Source organism: Pseudoalteromonas sp. S1608 (genome assembly GCF_005887265.1).
GTDB classification, from domain to species: Bacteria; Pseudomonadota; Gammaproteobacteria; order Enterobacterales; family Alteromonadaceae; genus Pseudoalteromonas; species Pseudoalteromonas undina.
Genome location: NZ_PNDK01000048.1, coordinates 13,887 through 35,961 on the forward strand (window position 1 = coordinate 13,887; position 22,075 = coordinate 35,961).

At 39.4% G+C, this 22,075-nt stretch carries 15 protein-coding genes; 5 read left to right on the top strand and 10 right to left on the bottom strand.

Features of this window, described 5'->3' with window-relative positions:
- Positions 1-69: 69 nt before the first annotated feature.
- The gene (locus CWB75_RS16300; protein ID WP_138571207.1) at positions 70-2,865 is read right to left on the bottom strand and encodes a TonB-dependent receptor; all 2,796 of its coding nucleotides are present in this window, start codon (positions 2,863-2,865) and stop codon (positions 70-72) included.
- Positions 2,866-3,524: 659 nt separating this feature from the next.
- Between CWB75_RS16300 and CWB75_RS16305 the strand changes: the two genes are divergently transcribed.
- Complete coding sequence (locus tag CWB75_RS16305; protein ID WP_138571208.1) at positions 3,525-5,165, top strand: alpha-glucosidase family protein; 1,641 nt, start codon at positions 3,525-3,527, stop codon at positions 5,163-5,165.
- 60 nt (positions 5,166-5,225) lie between these two features.
- Here the strand turns inward: CWB75_RS16305 and CWB75_RS16310 are convergent, their stop codons facing one another.
- Complete coding sequence (locus tag CWB75_RS16310) at positions 5,226-5,780, bottom strand: TIGR00645 family protein (protein ID WP_054200807.1); 555 nt, start codon at positions 5,778-5,780, stop codon at positions 5,226-5,228.
- 243 nt (positions 5,781-6,023) lie between these two features.
- Here CWB75_RS16310 and CWB75_RS16315 point away from each other — a divergent pair, with 243 nt between their 5' ends.
- Positions 6,024-6,266: a hypothetical protein gene (locus CWB75_RS16315; RefSeq protein WP_010389786.1), complete on the top strand. Its 243-nt coding sequence runs from the start codon at positions 6,024-6,026 to the stop codon at positions 6,264-6,266.
- Between the two features lie 163 nt (positions 6,267-6,429).
- Here the strand turns inward: CWB75_RS16315 and topA are convergent, their stop codons facing one another.
- Both topA and CWB75_RS16325 read right to left on the bottom strand, forming a co-directional pair.
- Entirely contained in the window at positions 6,430-9,138 is a 2,709-nt protein-coding gene (gene topA / locus CWB75_RS16320) for a type I DNA topoisomerase (RefSeq protein ID WP_138571209.1), read from the bottom strand.
- A 253-nt stretch (positions 9,139-9,391) separates the two neighbouring features.
- The gene (locus CWB75_RS16325; RefSeq protein ID WP_138571210.1) at positions 9,392-12,094 is read right to left on the bottom strand and encodes an Ig-like domain-containing protein; all 2,703 of its coding nucleotides are present in this window, start codon (positions 12,092-12,094) and stop codon (positions 9,392-9,394) included.
- A gap of 185 nt (positions 12,095-12,279) precedes the next feature.
- On the opposite strand from CWB75_RS16325, the gene CWB75_RS16330 reads away from it, so the two are divergent.
- Positions 12,280-13,611 (top strand): dicarboxylate/amino acid:cation symporter, encoded by a 1,332-nt coding sequence (locus CWB75_RS16330; protein WP_054200804.1) that lies wholly within the window; start codon positions 12,280-12,282, stop codon positions 13,609-13,611.
- 84 nt (positions 13,612-13,695) lie between these two features.
- Here the strand turns inward: CWB75_RS16330 and sohB are convergent, their stop codons facing one another.
- Together sohB and CWB75_RS16340 are read right to left on the bottom strand one after the other, a co-directional pair.
- A complete protein-coding gene (gene sohB / locus CWB75_RS16335) occupies positions 13,696-14,712 on the bottom strand; it encodes a protease SohB (RefSeq protein WP_054200803.1) in 1,017 nt (338 codons plus the stop codon).
- Positions 14,713-14,812: 100 nt separating this feature from the next.
- A complete protein-coding gene (locus tag CWB75_RS16340; protein WP_138571211.1) occupies positions 14,813-17,245 on the bottom strand; it encodes a VolA/Pla-1 family phospholipase in 2,433 nt (810 codons plus the stop codon).
- 207 nt (positions 17,246-17,452) lie between these two features.
- Between CWB75_RS16340 and CWB75_RS16345 the strand changes: the two genes are divergently transcribed.
- The gene (locus CWB75_RS16345) at positions 17,453-18,199 is read left to right on the top strand and encodes a YciK family oxidoreductase (protein WP_138571212.1); all 747 of its coding nucleotides are present in this window, start codon (positions 17,453-17,455) and stop codon (positions 18,197-18,199) included.
- A 64-nt stretch (positions 18,200-18,263) separates the two neighbouring features.
- On the opposite strand, the gene rluB is transcribed toward CWB75_RS16345, so the two are convergent.
- The 4 genes from rluB to CWB75_RS16365 form a co-directional block, all read right to left on the bottom strand.
- Positions 18,264-19,133 (bottom strand): 23S rRNA pseudouridine(2605) synthase RluB, encoded by an 870-nt coding sequence (rluB, locus tag CWB75_RS16350; RefSeq protein WP_008110001.1) that lies wholly within the window; start codon positions 19,131-19,133, stop codon positions 18,264-18,266.
- Entirely contained in the window at positions 19,130-19,720 is a 591-nt protein-coding gene (gene scpB, locus CWB75_RS16355) for an SMC-Scp complex subunit ScpB (RefSeq protein ID WP_008110002.1), read from the bottom strand. Before scpB ends, rluB begins: the two co-directional genes overlap by 4 nt.
- Before the next feature lie 151 nt (positions 19,721-19,871).
- Complete coding sequence (locus CWB75_RS16360; protein ID WP_138571213.1) at positions 19,872-20,393, bottom strand: EF-hand domain-containing protein; 522 nt, start codon at positions 20,391-20,393, stop codon at positions 19,872-19,874.
- Between the two features lie 202 nt (positions 20,394-20,595).
- Entirely contained in the window at positions 20,596-21,027 is a 432-nt protein-coding gene (locus CWB75_RS16365; RefSeq protein WP_010389773.1) for a hypothetical protein, read from the bottom strand.
- Positions 21,028-21,267: 240 nt separating this feature from the next.
- Here CWB75_RS16365 and xthA point away from each other — a divergent pair, with 240 nt between their 5' ends.
- Positions 21,268-22,074, top strand: a complete 807-nt coding sequence (gene xthA, locus CWB75_RS16370) for an exodeoxyribonuclease III (protein ID WP_138571214.1) — start codon at positions 21,268-21,270, stop codon at positions 22,072-22,074.
- Position 22,075 lies beyond the last annotated feature (1 nt).

Genomic DNA, 22,075 nt, shown 5'->3' on the forward strand with positions numbered 1-22,075 from the left:
ACTTAGGTAAAGTAGCTATAAAAAAACCCTTGTAAAACTAATTACAAGGGCTTCTTAATACAAAACTTATTATAGCTTGTAGCTTACACCGAGTAAGTAAGTACGGCCATAGTCTTGGTAATCACGCACTTGCAGCGCATTATCGCCTTGCAATGATGTAAACGCTTCTTCGGTAATGTTTTGAATTTGGAACGTCATTGATAAGTTCTCAAAACCTGCAATACCAGAATCAGCAAAGTCATAGCCTACTTGCGCATCCCAAATAGTCTCGCCAAGTATATCAACCTGTTGGGTTGCAAAACCTGAACCGTAGATATCACCTTTAAAGTCACTACGTTTACGCATGCTGGTACGTGCTTGGAAACCATTGCGTTCGAAGTACACAGTTAAGCTATCAATTTTATCTGACAAACCTGGTAGTTCGTAATCGTTTCCGTTTTGATCTTGCAAGTCTTGCTCAACGCTGGTGTGGCTCGCAATTAAACCAAAACCTTCTAATGACTCATGTAATACACTGAAAGGGAATGATAATGAAAGCTCATAGCCCCATAAATTACCATCGCCACCATTCACTTTACTTGAACGAGTAGCTGTATTTCTGTCTGCTGGAGGCAACTCGCCGGTTGCAGGGTCTTCTTTACCTGTTACATCAACATCATAACGCTCATCAAAAATCCATTGGTCAATGTCTTTATAAAATAACGCTGCTGAAAAGTAACCTTCTGCATCAAAGTAGTTTTCGTATGTTAAATCAAAGCCTGTTGCTTCTTTAGGTTCAAGCTCTGCATTACCACCAGATATAGACCAGTAGTTACCATTTTCGTCAGGCTTTTCGCTGTTATAGCTTGTCTCAATCGATGCATGCATTTCATCAAGGCGAGCACGAGAAATTGTTTTAGCCGCGCCAAAACGAATTGTTTGCTCTTGGTCGATTGCAAAAGATAAGTTTAAACTTGGTAATACATTTGAATAGTCGTGGCTAATATCAGTAGGTGATGCAACCACTAAACCATTAACATTTGATGCTTCGAAGCCTTGTGATGACTGCTCAGTGCGTACATAACGTATACCTACATTACCTGTTACCGGAATGCCACCAATCTCAGCGTTAATGTCTGCTTGAATAAATGCAGCGGTAACTTCTTCTTGTACCGTCCACGAACGCGTCAAGTGTTTTTGATCCGTTAAGCTTTCTTGTAATAGATCGTAATAACCATCATTTACCAGGCCATTGGTGTCATAAGCAATCATGTCACCCATGCCAATAAAGTCTAAACTTGCTGAGCCTAAACGGTATTGCTCTGGCACTGATACCATACCAGGATTATTTAAAGAAAAATCTTTTAAAGTCATGAAGTAGCCTTCAGACTGTTTTACTTTCTCACGGTCGCGGTAAGATAAACCAAAGTTAATACGGCTAAAGTACTCGTTTTCAAGTACTTTACTGGCCGCTAACTTAAGCGTTGAAAGCTCATCGCTAATTTCTGGGGCATTAATAAAGCCATCTTGTGCGGTATTTTGATAAGCCGTATCATTTAAGCCGTACTTATTATTAAGAGCAGCACTGCTTCCCCAAGATAAAGGACCGCCTAATTGAATTAAGTCGTAGTCGCTGTAATCAAGCTCATGAGTGAATTGTGCGCCCGTATTTCCACCATCAAATGCATACCCTATGTTATCGGCAACACCATTTGAATCGCCACGGCCAGTACCTGAGTAACTCTCAATACTCCAAATCGTACGGTCAACTTCTGAGTGGCTGGCATCAAATTCAACTGACCAATCATCGTTAATATCGTATTTAGCGTTAAAACCAAATTGTGATAGTTCTGCTTTTCGCTCTTCATAGTCGTTTCGAACAACAACACGCTGACCTTCAGTGATTGCACTGGTAATAAAGCCAGACTGCTCATCTACAGTAACACTATTTGGGTCGATGCTACCTTGACCCCAGGCGAAAGGTACTTCGATACCACGTAAGATTTTTTCGTCGTTGAAATCTACATATAATGCATCAAACGTCATGTTTAAACGGTCATTTGGTGCAGCTTCTACAACTAGCATCGCTGAATCACGTTCAAGTGTTGATGAGCGTACGAAAGGTTTAGCGCCGCCTAAAATTGAATAGTTTTGTCCATCATTACCTGTGAACTCTGGATAACCCCAAGAATTCCAGCGTTTTTCTTGGTTTGGAGAACTCATTGTGTTGTAGGCAAATGCTACACCTATGGTGTCATCAGCAAATTGGTCAATGTATGAAACGGTGCCACGAAAACCTTTGTCATCGCCATCCGGGTTTAATTTATCAAAGCTAGTTTGCTCATACTGACCATTAAACATGATCACTTGCTCACCTTTACTTAAAGGCTTTACCGTTTGCATGTCGATTACACCGGCAATACCTTCAGCTTCAATACTGGCACTTGGTGTTTTATAAACGGTTACGCCGCTCATTATTTCTGATGGGTAAAGGTCAAACTCAACACCACGGTTGTCACCAATAGAGACTTGCTCACGACCATTAAATGTTGTTGCGCTTTCGTTTTCGCTAAAACCACGAACACTTACACGACTAGCACGGCCATCAAGACGTTGCGCTGTTAAACCTGGTAAACGTGCGATTGACTCTGCAATAGATGAATCAGGGAGTTTACCAATGTCTTCAGCAGAAATTGACTCAACCACCTGTGTTGAAAAACGCTTAGTATTTATTGATTCAACAACACTACCGCGAAAACCTTTCACTTCGATGATTTCTACATCATCATTTTTTATTGTTTCTTCTTGTGCCGCAGTGGTGGCAAAGCTTGATAATCCGGCAGCAGTTAATGCTAGCGTTAGTATACTTGGTTTGAACATAGCCATAATGTTTTCCCGTTACCCATAATGTGATACCCGCTTACTTGCTTAAGTGATAGTTAAACATGCGAGCTTATTTTGTTGTCGGAATGAATATTAACGCTCGTATTATTTTATTAACAACTTATTGCATACGTATTCAAAATAGCACCGCACGCACAAATTTAACATTAAATTTACAAGTCAACATGTAACCAACTGTTTTAAAATAGGTTATTTTGGTGCAAGAGTATTTTATGAGTTAAGTGATAACCACTATTTATTTTTTTATGAAATAAACCTTTCATAAAACGCTGATAAAGAGAAGCAAGAAAATTTTATTTTTTAATTAATTACTAAACACACTATCTACACAAATTTAATTGGTAAGACCAATAACTAAAAACACCAACTCAGTGCAGACCTTTGTTTTTGTGCACCTAAACAGCGCAAACAATAAATTAACAACTCCATATTAGAATTGGTAAAATATAATAAGAATAATCCACGACTCAAATCAATTGCCTGAACGATTAGTTCATCCTGTTTTAATACCTTAAAATCGGTGCATACGTATGCAGGATTTTTACAGTATGACAGGCTTCAAGTATGCTTTTTCAAATAAACGGGGATTATTACCTCTAAAAAAAGAACAACACAAAGACAGTGTGAAAACGGAGAAAAGCATGGCCCAAAAGCAATGGTATAAAGGTGCGGTTATTTATCAGGTTTATCCGCGTAGCTTTCAAGATAGCAACAACGATGGCATTGGTGATTTAAAAGGGATAATAAATCGTATTGATTACATTAAAAGCTTAGGGGTGGATGCTATTTGGATCTCACCTTTCTTTAAATCGCCGATGAAAGATTTTGGTTATGATATTAGCGACTATCGTGATATTGACCCGCTTTTTGGTAATTTAGCAGATTTTGATGAGTTAATTGCGCAAGCGCATCAACGCGATATTAAAATTATTATTGACCAAGTGCTTAGCCATACCTCAGACCAACATCAATGGTTTATTGATAGCCGTGAAGACTTAACCAACGATAAAGCTGATTGGTATGTATGGGCCGATGCTAAAGAAGACGGCACAGCACCTAATAATTGGTTGTCTATTTTTGGTGGCGGTGCATGGCAATGGGAGCCGCGTCGTGGACAATATTACTTACATAACTTTTTTACTGAACAGCCTGATCTTAACTTCCATAACCCCGATGTTCGCCAAGCTGTACTCGATAATGTTGAGTTTTGGCTTAAAAAGGGCGTGGATGGCTTTAGGTTAGACGCTATTAACTTTTGTTACCATGACGCTTTGCTTCGTGATAACCCAGCAAAACCAAAAGAAAAGCGTCAAGGCCGTGGCTTTAGCGAAGATAACCCGTATGCATTTCAGTACCATTACTACAATAATACCCAGCCTGAAAACATAGAGTTTATGCGTGATATTCGTACTTTGCTCAACAAGTACCCTGGTACCGTATCACTGGGTGAAATTTCATCTGAAGATTCATTAGCCACAATGGCAGAATACACCCAAGGCGGCGATAAACTGCATATGGGTTATAGCTTTGAGCTGTTAACGGATGATTACTCAAGCGAGTATATAAGAAATACCGTTACTACACTTGAGCAACGCATGACTGAAGGCTGGCCTTGCTGGGCATTTAGTAACCATGACGTAGAACGTGTTGCTAGCCGTTGGAGTGAAACGGGAGAGGTAAACCCAGCGCAATGTAAAATGTTGACCGCCCTACTTGCCTCTCTTCGTGGCAGCGTGTGTATGTATCAAGGTGAAGAACTCGGACTCGGTGAAGCCAGTGTTGCTTTTGAAGATTTACAAGACCCATACGGCATAACTTTTTGGCCAAACTTTAAAGGTCGTGATGGCTGTCGTACCCCAATGCCTTGGGAAAACCGTAATAACTCACAACCAAATGCACACAATGCAGGATTTAGCGAGGTAAAACCGTGGTTACCTGTTGATCAACAACACAAGCTCCAAGCAGTTGCTGAACAAGAGAATGATGCAAACTCAATATTAAATGCGTACCGTGAGTTTATGGCCTGGCGTAAAAACCAGCCAGTATTACTTGAAGGTGATATTGAGTTTATACAAACCGCCGAGCCAATTTTGGCTTTTTACCGCACGTTAAACGAAGAAAAGATGTTGTGTGTATTCAATTTAAGCGGGGCAAAAGCAGAGCTTGCTATTGATATTGTTGTTGAAAAAGAGCATAGCGCGCTTTCTCATTACAACGCGCAGCTTAATAATAAAACACTGACCGTTGAGCCATTTGGTAGTTATTACGCCAACTGCAGTTAATATTTAAAATTATTACAAATAAAAAACCCGAGCATTGCTCGGGTTTTTTATAACAAATTTTTAGTGGTTAATTGTTTTACTATTTAAATAATCAGTAAAAGCAAATAGTACACCTGATACCACAAACGTAACGTGTATCAGTACTTTCCAGAGTAATTCATTATTAGAATGAGACGTAGAACTTATAAATACCTTAAGCAGCTCAACGGCTGAAATGGCCACTATTGCACTGATCAGCTTCATTTTTAAACCAGAAAACCCGACCTTACCCATCCATACAGGGCGGTCTTCATGATTTTCGATATTAAGCTTAGAGACAAAGTTTTCGTAACCGCTAAAAATAATAATCAACAGCAGACCTGCTAACAATGCAGTATCAACTAAAGTTAAAATACCCACCAACAGCTCTTGATTACTAGCAGTAAACGTCGCTATCCCCATCATATATAGTTGTTTAAAAAACTTTATAAGTAGTAAAACCACAGCAAATAATAAGCCGACAAAAAATGGGGCGAGTAACCAGCGTCCTTTAAATATAAACGACTCAAGGCCGTGTTCAACTTTATGAACAGGGTGTATTTTTTTATTTGTATTATTTGTGTGTGGCTCTGACATAGGGGCACCTAAAAATTAAAACGCGACATTAGCTTAAATTAAACGCTAACACAATCACTTCAGCCTAAAAGTAGGTACACAATATGCTTATCCTGACGATAAAAATTTTTCGTTTTCCTTTATGTGAATTGTGATTAAAAATCAGTTTACCAACAGAGATGTTCTGGCTTGGTTACACTTGTTTTATGTAGGCATTATTTGAATGCATAATTCGATTGTTACTCCATTTTTAGGAATAAAAAAATGAATAAAGCATTACTCGCGTTAATCGTTGCACCATTTTTCGCTTTATCAGCTGCAAATGCAGTTGCAAGCGATACTACAGACGCTTCAGCCGAAACGATTCAAGAGTTCACAGAAATGTGTATTAGCTGGGCTAAAGAAGACGACGTAAGCGATGAAGCAATTTATAACTATGTTTTAAAGTGTGTGAATGATGAACTAACATCTGAAGGCTATAACAAAGTCACTGCTGTTAAGATTTAATGAATAATTGAGCAGTTCAAACCTAAATTGGTTACATTTTAACTCTGTAAAATAAAAAATCAGGTTAAAAATGCCATTGCGATAGGTTTGATAATGCAAAAAAAACCGGAACTGTCACAGGCTGTGCGTTCCGGTTTTTATTATTAAAGCGATGAATAATTAATTATTCATCATCTTTTTTTGGTTTGGCTTTAGCTTTACTTTTAGCTGGCGCTTTTTTAGCTGCAGCTTTCTTTTTAGGCACAGCTTTTTTCTTAGCCTCTTCTACCCATTTACCACCCTCGTAATGGGCCGTCCAACCAGTTGCTTTACCATCAACTTCAGTCATCACATATTGGACTTTGTTTTTACGACTGTAACGCACAACAGCAAGGTTGCCATCAGGATCTTTGGCTGGTGCATCAGCTAGGTAGTAAAACTTAGGCGAAATACGATCTCTAAAGCGTTGTAACTCTTCTACTTTAGGAGCACGTGTTTCTCGTGATTTAGGGAACGTATTTGCTGCTAAGAAAATACCAGCCGCGCCATCACGTAATACAAAGTAGGCTTCAGACTTTTCACATTCTAATTCAGGAATATGAACTGGATCTTCTTTTGGTGGCGCAGCTTCGCCATTTTTTAACAACTTGCGTGTGTTTTTACATTCATCGTTGTTACAACCAAAATACTTACCAAATCGACCTGATTTTAGCTCCATATCAGCGCCACATTTATCACACTCGATAATAGGGCCGTCGTAGCCTTTAATTTTAAAGGTACCCTCTTCAACAACATGCCCCTGACATGCTGGGTTATTACCACACACATGCAATTTACGGGTTTCGTCGATAAGGTATGAATCCATCGCTGTTTCACAAATTGGACAGCGCTTCATTTGCATTAATGTTTCTGTTTCAACGTCTTCAACATCAGCTGCAACCGCTTCATCACCCGACACTAAATTCATAGTAGTAGTACAGCGCTCTTTAGGTGGCAGGTTATAACCTGTACAGCCTAAGAATACGCCCGTTGAAGCAGTACGAATGCCCATTTTTCTGCCACAGGTTGGACAGTCAATATCGGTTTCTACCATTTGATTAAGACGCATGCCGCCTTCATCTGGTTCGCCTTTAGCAATGTTTAACTGGGTTGAGAAATCAGCATAAAACTTATCGAGAACTTGCGTCCAAACACGCTCGCCTTCAGCGATATCATCTAAACGACCTTCCATTTTAGCGGTAAAATCGAAGTTCATTAAATCAGTAAAGTTTTCAACTAGGCGATCGGTAACAATTTCACCCATTTTTTCAGCGAAAAAGCGACGATTTTCTACTCGAACATAACCACGATCTTGTATTGTCGAAATAATAGACGCGTAAGTTGAAGGACGGCCAATGCCACGCTTTTCAAGTTCTTTAACTAAGCTCGCTTCACTAAAACGTGCTGGCGGCTTGGTAAAATGCTGCTTAGGATCAAGCTCAACTAAGGTGAGAACTTCACCTTGCTTAACAGCAGGAAGTGATTGATCTTCTTCGTTCTTTTTACGCACTGCTGGCTGTGCTTTTGTCCAACCATCAAAGCGGAGCACACGGCCTTTTGCCTTTAATGTGAAATCATTGGCGGCAACGGTTAATGTGGTTAAGTCGTATTCAGCAGGCACCATTTGACAAGCCACGAACTGACGCCAGATAAGCTCATAAAGCTTTTTAGCATCGGCATCAACACCTTCAACATGCCCTGAAAGTACCGATACGCTAGAAGGACGAATCGCTTCGTGCGCCTCTTGTGCATTGCCTTTTGAGCTATAGTTAATTGGATCAGCAGGTAAATATTTTGCGCCAAACTCATTGGTTACATACTCACGACACATCTCAACCGCATCTTTTGATAGATTAGTTGAATCGGTACGCATATAGGTAATGTAACCACCTTCATATAGGCGCTGCGCAAGCATCATGGTCTTTTTAACGCCATAACCGAGTCGAGTACTGGCGGCTTGTTGCATGGTTGAAGTAATAAATGGCGCACTTGGGCGACTCTTACTTGGTTTTTCTTCAACGCTTACAACTTTATATTCGGCATTCTCGAGGCTTTTAACTGCTGCTGTAGCTTGTGCTTCATTTACAGGCTTAAATGGCTTGTCTGCTTGTTTAGTGACTTCTAAACGTAAGTCAGACTCGCTATTTTTAACATCTGCATGAATATCCCAAAATTCTTCAGGGATAAACGCTTTAATTTCACGTTCGCGTTCTACCAATAAACGCACTGCAACAGATTGAACTCGTCCTGCAGATAAACCTCGTGCAACTTTAGCCCACAATAAAGGCGAGACCATAAAACCAACAACGCGGTCTAGGAAACGACGAGTCTGCTGTGCAAAAACCATATCGGTGTTCAATTCACCCGGAGTTTCAAACGCTTGTTGTATTGCATTTTTAGTGATTTCGTTAAACACAACGCGCTTATACTTTTCAGGTTCGCCACCAATGATTTCTTGAAGATGCCAAGCAATTGCTTCCCCTTCTCTATCCAAATCCGTTGCGAGATAGATTTGATCAGCATTTTGGGCAAGCTTTTGTAATTCTTGAACAACCTTTTCTTTACCCGGCAATACTTCGTAATGTGGCTCCCACCCTTTTTCGGGATCGATGCCCATACGCGCGACTAAGTTAGAATAGTCACGTTGCTGTTTATACGCTGCTTTCTCATCAGGTGGCATTTTACGAACCTCAGCAGGTGTTTTGCTTGCTGGTACTTTGTTTTTGCCTGATCCTGATGTAGGTAAATCTCGTACGTGCCCAATACTGGACTTAACGATAAAATCATTACCTAAGTATTTATTAATTGTTTTAGCCTTAGCAGGTGACTCTACAATTACTAGCGATTTGCCCATAGTTGCCTATTTCTAACCTAGTTTTTTAAATGTGTTTAGCCGACTCATGCGGCGCGAATATTTATAGGTATATCTACAAACACTAGTTCTTACAAGCTTTTAATACAAACTTTTCAGTATTTACTGAATAAACAAACAATTTCTGTTGTTAATTTAAACAAACCAGCGTTTTTTGAATAATTGATGTGGAATATATAGAATAGAAACAAAAATGCCAACCTTATTGGTTGGCATTTTTTATCCTTCACATATTTTAAACCTTAGGTTCGTCTAAAATCGACATCACGGTATATTGGGTTTTCACACCTCCTGGCGTTTCAAACTCAATGTATAAAAACCCAGAATCAACATCATTTGGCTCAGCCTCTTTAGTAATATTAACTGAAACAGAGATTGGCGTTTTTTGTGCTGTATTAACCACGGTGTAATCTGTTAACCCTCTTAATACACCATTGTCGGCAGTGACGCTCACTGTAGTGCCCGCAGGCAGTGGATTGTTATGAATATCGCTGAAGAAAATAGTCACTGAAATCGCACTGTAGGGCGTTGAGTCGCTGATATCAATAAGATTTATGTCGCACATACCTTCCATATCAGAAGCTTCTAAGCGAATACCGTCACTTAAACTACAGTCATTTAAAGCCGTTACAGCTCTAATGTAAGGTGTACTACCTGACATAACTAACTCTGAACGAGCGCGTACATTAACTGTTTCACGAGTACACGCATTTGCAGCAAGGGCCTCATCACTACATAACAAGCCATTGTATATACCATCACCACTGTCATACTGGCCATTATCTTGTGCGCCTGAGCGTTCCACATACCACTCATCTTCACCACCATTAGAATCCACAGGGTTTACTGGCGCTGGTAAATTCCCATCAAACACCCCATTTTCGTTAAAATCTATAAAGGCTTCAGGTAAATCTTGTAAAGTTGAGTCAAACTCGTTTTGATTAAATTCACCGTTGGCAGATACATCATTAAATGACTCTTCACCCACAGAATAAGCAAGTAAACTAACACGCCCACCAAGTGGATAATCAATTGGCGCGTTATTAGGTGCATCAGTTAGCGCAATTGGATCGCCATTGCTATCTAAATAATTAATTAAGTTACCATTTGCGTCGAGTTGTGATTCTCTGATACCTAAAGTACAAGGTGCAAATTGTCCAAAATAACGGTCGCATTTATCTGCAACAGAGTTATTGTAAATGCTGTAATGGTATGGAATTGGGTTTTGACTACGCCACTGCGCTTTACACACACCGTCTATGGTGCGACAAAGTAATAAAGGTGTAAATTGTTCATCATCAATAGTGCCAACTGCACCACCTTCACTGGCAATATAAATTGCCGTGTTATCTGGTACAAAATTATTAAAGTGATCGGCTGCAAATACGGTTAAGTCTGTAGTCACTCCTGCTTCATTTAATGACTCGGTATTAAAGGTTTGCACTGCAAGCGTGAAACTATCCTGATCTGGCACACCTGTGGTAATTGTAATGTCATTAGAGACAATAGAGATCACACTATTTTGTGAGTTATCATTACCATCAATCTGATGCGAAGCTATAACAGATAAAATACCAGCAGCCTTTCCTGAGCGAACGTTTACAGTCACTAGCCCTTCATTGTTGGTAAATTGAAATGCGCTATCTAATAAAGCACCACCGGGGTTTTGTGAAAGAGCAAAATCAATCTGCTTTTGACCCACTGGATTTCCATTTACATCTAAGAGCTTAAAGGTGAGCTCTGAATTTTCAGTCAAGGTTTGACCGCCCGCTCCTTTAATAGCTAATACTTGATTAGTCACCCCCATAAACGCAATTGAACCTGTTTGAGCCGCAGCTACATTTATGTTTATAGTTTTTGTTGCAACATTACCGCCAGTAACTACCGTCGCGGTAATCGTATCTATACCATTACAGCCATCAGCTTTGTATGTTGCACTTGCCGTACCACCAATACTCGTTACCACATTATCGATAGTGGCCCTAGGAGTGGATTCTTCTGCGCAAGCAGAAGTAAATTGCACTTCCAGCGGGGTAGTAAATACATTATTACTACCGTCTACAATCTGAGCCGTAATAATCGTGGTAGAGCCGGCAGATAGTACATCACCGGTAGCAATACCTGCGCTTAGATTTACATTTACTTGAACAGCGTTAATTTCAAATAAAGCACTCGCAACTCCGCCCTGTGCGGTTAATTCAACTTGGCCAACACCTGAGCTACTGCCAGGCAATAAATTCAAAATAGCCACACCAAACGCATCAGTTTTAGCCGTTAAGCTTTCAGGTAATAAAATGCCTAGCGTGGTTGTCGCTTGAACTAACACATTGCTGGCTGGCGTATTACTACCAGGTTTTGTGATTTTTGCGTAAACAATCGCTTGCTGACCCAGTAAATTACTATTTTGTGAACAATCTGATGGATCAAGTTCAAAAGAATCTCTATCTATATTTAACCAACTATCAGGACAGTTTTGTAAGATTTTAATGTCAATATTTGCAGCATCGTCGTTAGATTGCGGCTCATCACCTGCAGTATAAAAACCGAGCTTGCTTGTTGAGCCTTCGTAGCTGGCAACAATGGTTCCTGCTCCTTCAACACTGCCTGCACTGAGCTCTATAGTTGCAACACCACTTGTATTTGTTAATGCGCTTGCTGTAGCAGGTATGAAAGAGCCAAGTGTTGTAGTAAAACTAACTTCTTGACGAACAACGGGTTGTCCATCACTGCCAGTTACAGTCGCAACGACCTCAAGCGGATTGTTAGCGGTAACGATTCGATCTTCAAAATTAAGTTCAACTTGGGTATCTAGTACGGCATTGTCGCCTCCAGTATCCCCACCAACGGTTCCTGTCTCTTTCTCAAGTGAGCCACCACCGCCACAAGCGATGAGTAATGAGCTGAGCAATATAATGCTAAGCAAACGGGTTAAAGGCATATGTTTCTCCAATGCGCTATTACTAAGTTAAACTTATTTACTTAATGTTAACCTATAACTTAGTCTAAAATCTCAGATTTTTACTTCTTTTTGCGATAAAAATTTTTAAAAAGTTGACGTTTTTCCTGTAAAAAAAATTACATGCTGTTAGTCTATGCCAAATTTATAAAAAATAGATTGGAAATATGTCTAAAATCCGTTCAATGAGTTTAACTACTCGCATCATGATTGGTATGGTGCTTGGTGTTGCAGTAGGCTTTATATTTCAGGCTATATTAGCTGGTGAAGACGATTACCTAATCCCTCTTGGGTTATTCTCTTTGCCAATTAAAGCCTTTTTTGTTGATGGCCTTTTTCATGTAGGTGGGCAAATATTTATAGCTAGTTTAAAAATGCTAGTTGTTCCCCTCGTCTTTGTGTCGCTTGTGTGTGGTACTTGTAGTTTAAGCGATCCTAAAAAACTAGGTCGTTTAGGTGGAAAGTCGATTGGCCTATATTTGGTTACCACGGCGATAGCTATTACAGTGGCAATTACACTGGCGTTACTATTTAACCCAGGTGAAGGGATTGGGCTTCCTTCTCAAGCAAGCTACGACGCAAAAGAAGCGCCAACTTTAGCTCGCGTTATTATTGATATGTTCCCTACCAATCCTTTTGAAGCAATGGCAAAAGGTAATATGCTACAAGTTATTGTATTTGCTTTATTATTTGGTATTGCAATGGCGCTTAGCGGTAAAGCAGGTAAACGTGTAGCAACAGTATTTGAAGACTTAAACACCGTTATCTTAAAACTAGTTACATTATTAATGAATATTGCTCCTTACGGCGTATTTTTCTTAATGGCTAAGTTATTTACTACCATCGAGCTTAACTTAATTGTGAGCTTAGCTAAGTATTTTGGCGTGGTTGTTTTAGCCCTGTTATTGCATGCATTCGTAAATTACACTCTGCTGCTAAAAGTACTTACAGGCCTAAACCCGCTCACTTTCTTAGCTAAAATGAAACACACCTGTTTATTTGCTTTTAGTACCTCAAGTTCAAGCGCAACTATGCCTATCACACTTGAGACTGCAACTAAGAAGCTAGGCGCTAATAACTCAGTGGCCTCATTTACTATTCCATTAGGCGCCACCATTAATATGGATGGCACTGCAATTATGCAAGGTGTCGCTACGGTATTTATTGCTCAAGTATTTAGTGTTGATTTAACTATTTCTGATTACTTAATGGTAATACTAACAGCAACGCTTGCCTCGGTTGGCACAGCGGGTGTTCCTGGCGTTGGTTTAATTATGCTGGCCATGGTACTTAACCAAGTAGGCTTACCTGTTGAAGGAATCGCAATTATAATAGGTGTTGATAGACTACTTGATATGACCCGAACCGCAGTAAATGTAACAGGCGATTGTATGGTAACCTGTGTTGTGGCTAAAAGTGAGGGTGAATTAGATGAAAGTATTTTCAACGACCCTAATGCAGCTAAAGATTTAGAAGACTATCACAAGTCAATTGACTAACAGCTTCTATCTTAAGTTATAAAAAAAGCCTTGCTACTTCATTAAGTAACAAGGCTTTTTTATTATGTATAAGCTATGAAATTATTAAGGGTTTAACGCCTTAAATTTTGACATTAAACTCACTCCTGCCTTATTCACACCATGGCTGAGCCCTATTGCAAGCTTATCACTTAGCCCTTTTTTAATTTTATATTGCACCTTGTATATTTGATGCTGATGTTGCTGCTCTAGTAAGGCATCATCACTGGTTTTAATGGTATCAACTAAGCCTTTTTCAATCGCTTGGGTTGCAAACCAATGTTCACCCGTTGCCACTAAGTCCATATTCAAACTGGGACGCTGTGTGCTCACAAAGGTTTTAAATAACACATGGGTTTGCTCTATCTCTTCGCGAAATTTTTCACGGGCTTTATCGGTATTTTCACCAAATAACGTTAGCGTACGTTTAAATTCGCCCGCCGTAATTTGTTCAAAATCAACATCGTTCTTCTTTAATATTTTATTAAAGTTTGGAATTTGTGCAATAACACCAATAGAGCCAACAATTGCGAACGGCGCTGCAATAATATGATCAGCCACACAAGCCATCATGTAGCCACCACTGGCAGCGACTTTGTCTATTGATACGGTTAACTCAATACCAGCTGACTTAAAACGTTGTAGCTGTGATGCAGCTAAACCATAGCCATGCACAACGCCGCCACCACTTTCAAGACGAACTAACACTTTGTCCTTTTTAGGGTCCGCGATTGAAATAATCGCAGTCACTTCTTCGCGTAAACTCTCTACTTCATGTGCGTCCATACTGCCGTTAAAGTCAATAACATAGAGTCGTGATTTAGGCTCTTCTTTTTCAGCTTTTTTTTGCTCTATTTTTTGTTGCTTTTGATAGGCTTTTAACTCTTTTTTACCTAGCGTATTATTTAAAAAGCTTTCTTTTATATTAGTAAGCTGCTCTGATAAGTCATCTATTTCTATCTCACCTTTTTTTGCTTTTGGCTTAACAGCCGAGCTTACAATTAAGGTCAAAATAACAGCGATAGCAATAACAAAGGTAATTGTTTTAGCAAAAAACAAACCGTACTCGTATAAAAATTCCAACTGTGTTCTCCGTTTATAAATTTCAGTCAATTTAGCATGCTTTAAAATAAAAAAAAGCCACTATACAGTGGCTTTTAGTACTTAATTGAATGGTTGATTATTAATTCGTCACAACCTCAGTGTTTTGCACCATTAAAAGGCGCCCTCTTGAAGCTAGATAAGTAGCAACCTGCAATTGCATTTCAGCATTCGCAGCTGCACTACCCGCAGCAGTAGAAGACTCACCCTCATCCTGTGCAGGTGTTAATATTGACCCATGATGGCCTGTATTAAATTTAACTAAATAGCTAGAGCCCATCTCTGTTGGCGCTTGCGATGTACTTACTGTTTCTAATCCCATAAAGTTGGCTAAAGGGATTGTACCTGCAACTGGATTGTTAGCAGTCATTGGCGGAATAACTTGATCTGGCTTGTTATTATCTGTGCCATCACCAACAACAACATTCATGTACACTGGTGTTTCTAGTGCTTTAACAGTTGCTGCATAGTTGGTTGGGTCGCCACTATCTAATGCTGTTTGAGCTGCAAATACAAACTGCGTCATCACGCCCTTGATATTAGCAAGTTTATCAGTTTCTCCCGCCATCGTTAGTGCTTTTGCAAACTCAGTAAAGCCACATGAGATACTTGCTTGCGTTTGCGCTGACTCACCACAGTTAGAAACAGCGGGGCCATCTCTGAATGCCTTAAACTCTATCGATTCAGCAGTACCTGCTTGAGAAAGTACAGAGCCTTGAATAAATGGACCAAACGCTGCTGATTCTAGTAAGAAGCTTGCAATACCGCCACCACCACTTGCTAATGCTACAGCGTTAACCTTAAATAATGGGTCTACTTGGTCGGCCAATGGACTATTAGCTTGTGCAATAAACGCAGGCGCTACAATTGATCCCAGAGAATGGCCAATGTAAGACACATCTTGTGAATTCATTGCGATATCACCGCTGAAGTTTAGACCTAAACGTAAACCAAGTAAGTCAGCACTTGACTGGCGTAGGCTATCTCTAGCTACTAATAATGAGCTCAAGTTCATGTAACTAAGTACAGAGCCTGTCGTTGCGTTAAAGTCATCATTACCGTCTAAATCAACGTCTACACCACGCTCGCCATGACGAGGATGGTCAATTGCAACTGTGGCAAAGCCTTGCAGTGAAAGCTGCGCTGTTAGTGTTAACATGCTTTCTTTTTGTGTGGTTATACCGTGTTGCATAATCACTACTGGCCAACCACCTGCTGGCATAGCAGTAAATGGCTCTAAACCTAAACCTGTACGGTATGCATTAACAACCGGTAAAATCGGCTTAGTAATTTGCACTGGCACATTAGCCATGCTCTGCACTTTAGGAAGTGAGTTATATTTAGTTAAGTGTTTAGTGCTATCAAGCCCTAAATCACGAAGCTGTCCATCACTCAAAGCAGCACACATTGCATCGTTAGTGCTAATAGGATCGGTTGGGAACGCTTCACCAGCTTGCGCTTTATAGCCTAAAATAGCGACAGCACTATCACACATACCTTGCCAGTAAGTATCGTTTAAATCACTGATCTCTTTACCTTCAGGCGTGCCTAAATACATAGGTAATTGAATGCTGCCTTTTTGATATTGCGCAGCTTGGAACACATCAGGTACAGTCACCCCCTGCAATGCAAAAGCTTGTTGTACGTTAGCCATAGGCTGAGTTGGAATTTGCAACGCAGGCGTTGGAATTGTTGGCTCTGTTAAGCTTGCTGCTAAAACCTTTTTAATCGTGCCAAGCACTGGTCCTGCTGATTGCATTGTCATAGCAGCAGAAAAAATAATATCGTCTTTTGTAATATCACCAGAGCTTACTACTACGTTTTCATAACTATTCACAGCTCCTTGCAGCGCAAGTTGTGATGGCGTTACTAAAGGCGCTTCTTGTTTAACAGTGGCATATGTTGAAGATGGTTCAATTGAGCGACCTTGTGAATCTTTCAGTCCAGTCGTTAGCACATTAATGTATGAACTACCGGCTTTAAAAGGCTTAAGTGGGACAATAGCTACTGCATCACCAGAAGCCTGGGTTACAAAATCCACGCCAAAGGTCAATTCGCCTACTAATTTACATGCTGCACCGGCTGGTGCTTGCGAACATTCGGCATCAGTTAAACTTGCACCCATGATCACTTCAAAAATACGTACAGAGCCTGGTGAAGCTGCAGACGTTTGATCAAGGCTAATGCCCGGTGGAAAGGTTAGATCAATTTTGAATGGCACTTGAGTAGACCAGCCATCAAGTGCGCCTATTGCTAGTTGCGGATCTGCATATTCAGCTCGAGAGATAGAAACATTCTCGTCATTTAATTCCCCAGGAATATTGAGTGTGCCATCAAGCGTACCACTCATCAATAAATCATTAGGAACCGAAATTACACCATTTGCAGGGTCAAACTTAACCGTAGCTTTTGGAATAACTGTAACTGAATCGTTTTTAACATCTTCTAACGTTTCTCCGCCGCCACAGCCTGCTAATGCAGCTGCAACTGAGAGCGAGAGTAGCATTTTTTTCATAGTGTTCTCCGCACAAATCTTATTTTTATAGTGTGTTTATAGTCAGTGTAATTAAGTTAAAATAATGTAGCTAGTATATTAATGAGACATTAGACCAGTTAAACTTAACGTAAACTTTCTAGTTTCGCCACCTAAATTTGTAATAAATTCGATTACTTGTCGATTTGCTATGTTAAAATCAAAAAAAATTTAAACATTGGTACTTTTATGCATACCTATCAAGCAACTGAAAACGCACTTAAAGACAAAGTAATTTTGATCACAGGCGCAGGTGATGGTATCGGCCGTGTCGCAGCTATTACTTATGCTAAACATGGTGCAACCGTTATTTTATTAGGAAAAACAACTAATAAACTAGAATGTGTGTATGACGAAATCGTCAATGCAGGCTACCCACAGCCAGCGATTGTGCCTATGGACTTAAAAGGTGCAACTAAGCAGAACTATCGAGATTTAGCCGCAACTATCGAAAGTCAATTTGACCGCCTTGATGGACTATTAAATAACGCTGGTATTTTAGGTACTTTAGGGCCGTTAGAGCATTTTTGTTCATCAACATTCGAAAATGTGATGAAAGTAAACGTCACCGCACAAGCGATGATCACTAAAGCGCTATTCCCTGTCATGCGTAAATCAAAAAGTGCCTCAGTGGTATTTACCTCATCGGGTGTCGGTCGTAAAGGAAGAGAGTTTTGGGGACCTTATGCAATTTCTAAATTTGCGGTTGAAGGTATGATGCAAACATGGGCGTGTGAAGTTGAAAAAACGCCAATCCGTGTTAACTGTATTAACCCAGGCGCAACCCGTACATCAATGCGTGCAAGTGCATTCCCAGGTGAGGATCGTGATTTACTTGCGACACCTGAAGATTTAATGCCAACTTATCTGTATTTAATGAGCGATGACTCAAAAGATATCAATGGCCAATCGTTAGACGCACAAGCTAAAAAATAATATTTGGTTTTAAACGTAAAAAGCCGCTATGAAAAGCGGCTTTATTGTTTTATTAGTAGCGTAATTACTTACGTTTAGTCGGTTTTACACGTTGATTGTGCTTTTTAACCGCTTTACGAATTTGATTTATTTTCGCACGTTTATCTTTACGCTTTTCAGGGATAACCGACAGTTTAGTTTGCGTTTCTTTGCCAAGTTTAACTGTTTTACGTAAATAGTTAACTGTGTCTAAATCGTACTCAATCCAACCACCTTGCGGTACACGCTTATCAAGCTCTAATTTACCGTAACGTATACGAATTAGGCGCGATACTTCCACATCTTGTGATTGCCATAAACGACGAACTTCACGATTACGACCTTCATTAAGAGTTACGTTATACCAGCGGTTAATGCCTTCACCGCCCATAGGCTTAATACCGGTAAATTTAGCCGGACCATCTTCAAGCTCTACACCACGAAGTAAGTTTTTCATTGTTTCGTCAGTCACTTCACCAAATACACGAGCTGAATATTCGCGTTCAACTTCGTAGCTCGGGTGCATTAAGCGATTTGCTAATTCACCGTCATTGGTAAAAAGCATCAACCCTGACGTATTCACATCTAATCGCCCTACTGCTATCCAACGATCGCCATCTATACGTGGCAATCGGTCAAATACTGTACGACGACCTTCTGGATCTTTACGAGTACTTAGTTCGCCCTCTGGCTTGTTGTACATAATTACGCGACAAATTCTGTCAGCTTTTTCTTCAATTTTAACAGTGTGGCCGTCAACACGAATTAAATCGGTTTCTTCAACCCTGTCGCCTAACTTAGCTACTTTACCATTTACACTCACACGATTAGCGTCAATGTATTTTTCCATTTCGCGGCGTGAACCTACCCCTGCGCGGGCTAGGACTTTTTGTAACTTTTCACCTTGTATACTCATTTGGATGGTTCTCTCACAGAAGGATCACTTAATAACTGGGTAATTTTACTTTGCTGTTGCTCTGGCAATGCAGGTAAATCATGAAGTCCGGTTATTGAAAAATAATCTAAAAATTGTTTAGTCGTTGCATAAAGTGCCGGTTTCCCAGGTACTTCTTTATGCCCAACTACTTTAACCCACTCTCTTTCAAGCAGAGTTTTAATAATATTTGAGCCTGTTGCTACGCCCCGTACTTGCTCAATTTCACCACGGGTAATAGGTTGTTTATATGCAATTAGCGACAAGGTTTCGAGTAAAGCTCGCGAATACTTAGGAGCGCGTTCTTGCCATAAATTACTCAACCATGGGCTTAAACTGCTACACGCTTGAAAACGATACCCACTGCCTACCTCAACTAAGCGTATACCTCGGGTTTGATAATGAACTTGAATTGCCTCTACAGCATCATTAATGCGCGCCATAGAAATTGCTAAATCGTTTAAAACCGTGTCCTTAAGATGACGTTTTGATACGGGCTTATCTGCCACAAAAATCGCCGCTTCAATGATTTCAATTAATTGTTCATCACTAATTCGCCGACCTACCATAATCACTCTTAAGTTAATAAAAACACACAGCCATCTATTATGACAGAACAATCACAAACTAGGAAAATATATTAACAAAATAACGTTTCATAGGCATAAAAAAGCCAGTGAAAAACACTGGCTTGATATCAAGTACATTCAGTAACGTAATTTAACTGTTTTTAAATTGCTCAAGTGCATCATCTTCTGCAACAGAATCACCATGCTTTTGAATATAGCTGTTGAACTCTTTTTTGCTTATTTGTTTATCTTTATTACTATCCATGTAACCAAAATGATTTGATATATCATCGTCATCAGCTTCAGTAACTGAAATAAAGCCATTGCTATCATTATCTAGGCTTTTAAAATCATTTTCTATTTTATCAAACTTAGCAATATCAGCTTTAAATGCAGACTCACTCACTTCACTATCTGTAGCAACTTTTCCAGCATTTAGCTGCATATAAGCATCATATTCATTACGGCTTATTTGATTATCCATATTTGTATCTATGTTTGAAAAGTGCTGCCAAATACTATCATCGTCGGCTTCTGTTTTAGAAATAAAGCCATCGCTGTCGTTATCTAAGCTTGCAAAATCACTGTCGATTTTTTCTAAACCTTGATTTGAAGAACAAGCTGCTAAACTCAATGCGGCTAAAACAGTAGAAGCTATCGTTAATTTTTTCATCAGACGTATCCTTGTATTAATAAATTTCAATTTTAGTGATACAAATACGATGCCAAAAAAATAAACCATTAAAATCAGACAATTAAACAAAAACAACTTCTATTGCGATATTCAATAATGCAATTTTTCCAAACTACATAGGTAATTTTTACAAAAAAAAGCTCGGTAAAAACCGAGCTTTTTATATATTAAATACAGTAATTTAGATTGCAGCGTTTTGGTAACGCTTCACAAAATCAGTTACGTTTTGGCCATTACACTTTAATGTGTTTAAGTTACCAATTTGCTTACGCACTGGTTGTAAGCCTTGCTTTAATGCAGTTATACATAACTGTGTTTCTTGATGTGAATCTTTTGCAAATACTTCAACTTTTGATGCTGCAGGCTGTGCTGCAGTTTGTTGTTTTGCAATATCGCGAATGTCTTGACCGTTACATAGGATACTTTTTGAATAACGAGATAAGTATATACCATGCTTTGCTGCCATTTTACGTGCAGCTGAAAAACCTTCATTGGCGCTTACTACGCATAAGTTTGACTCTAATTTATTGTCTTTGCTGTAATACGCATTGCTTTGTGCAGAAGCGGTAACAGAAACAAAAAGAGAGGCAGCTAAAAGTAATTGAGTTTTCATCAGGTAGTCCTATTTGAACGAGTTAAACAAACGATTTTTGCGCATTATATAGACAACTTTTAACATATCAATTGAATATTTTATTTATTTTATTATTTAATAATGCATTTACAATGTTTAAACATTAAACAGTAATTGATCAACAATTGTGCAGTTATTTTCTCATTTCAGTCATGTTATGTCGCTCTAAATGCTGATACAATTTGACGAATAGAAAAAATAAATTTGAAGGTTAACTTTATGAAAGTGATTTCTTTTAATATCAATGGTCTGCGTGCTCGACTACACCAGCTACAAGCTATTATTGATAAACACCAACCAGATATTATTGGTCTTCAAGAGATCAAGGTACATGATGAAGCGTTTCCGCTAGACGATGTACAAAAGATGGGTTACCACGTTTATTTTCATGGGCAAAAAGCGCATTACGGCGTGGCAATGTTATGCAAAAAAGAGCCTAAATCGGTATTAAAAGGCTTCACTACTGATACCGATGACTCGCAAAAGCGTATGATTAGCGTCACTGTAGAACAAGAGAATGGCCGCGACTTACATGTAATGAATGGCTATTTCCCACAAGGCGATAACATTAATCACGAAACTAAGTTCCCCTACAAACGTCAATTTTATAAAGATCTAATGACCCATCTGAATAGCCATTTCACCCCTGATCAAGATGTAATTGTTATGGGTGACATTAATATCTCACCAACCGATTTAGATATTGGCATTGGCGAGGTAAATGCAAAACGGTGGTTAAAAACGGGTAAATGTTCATTTCAACCTGTTGAGCGTGAATGGCTTGCTACCTTATTAAATTGGGGTTTTAAAGACACCTTTAGAGAACAAAACCCAGAAATTAACGACCAATATTCTTGGTTTGACTATCGTTCAAAAGGATTTGTTGATAACCGCGGCCTACGAATTGATGTGGTACTAGCAACGCATGATTTAGCAGCTCGCTGTATCGACACAGGCATAGATTATGAATTGCGCGCTATCGATAAACCATCAGATCATGCACCTATTTGGTCACAGTTTAGTTAAT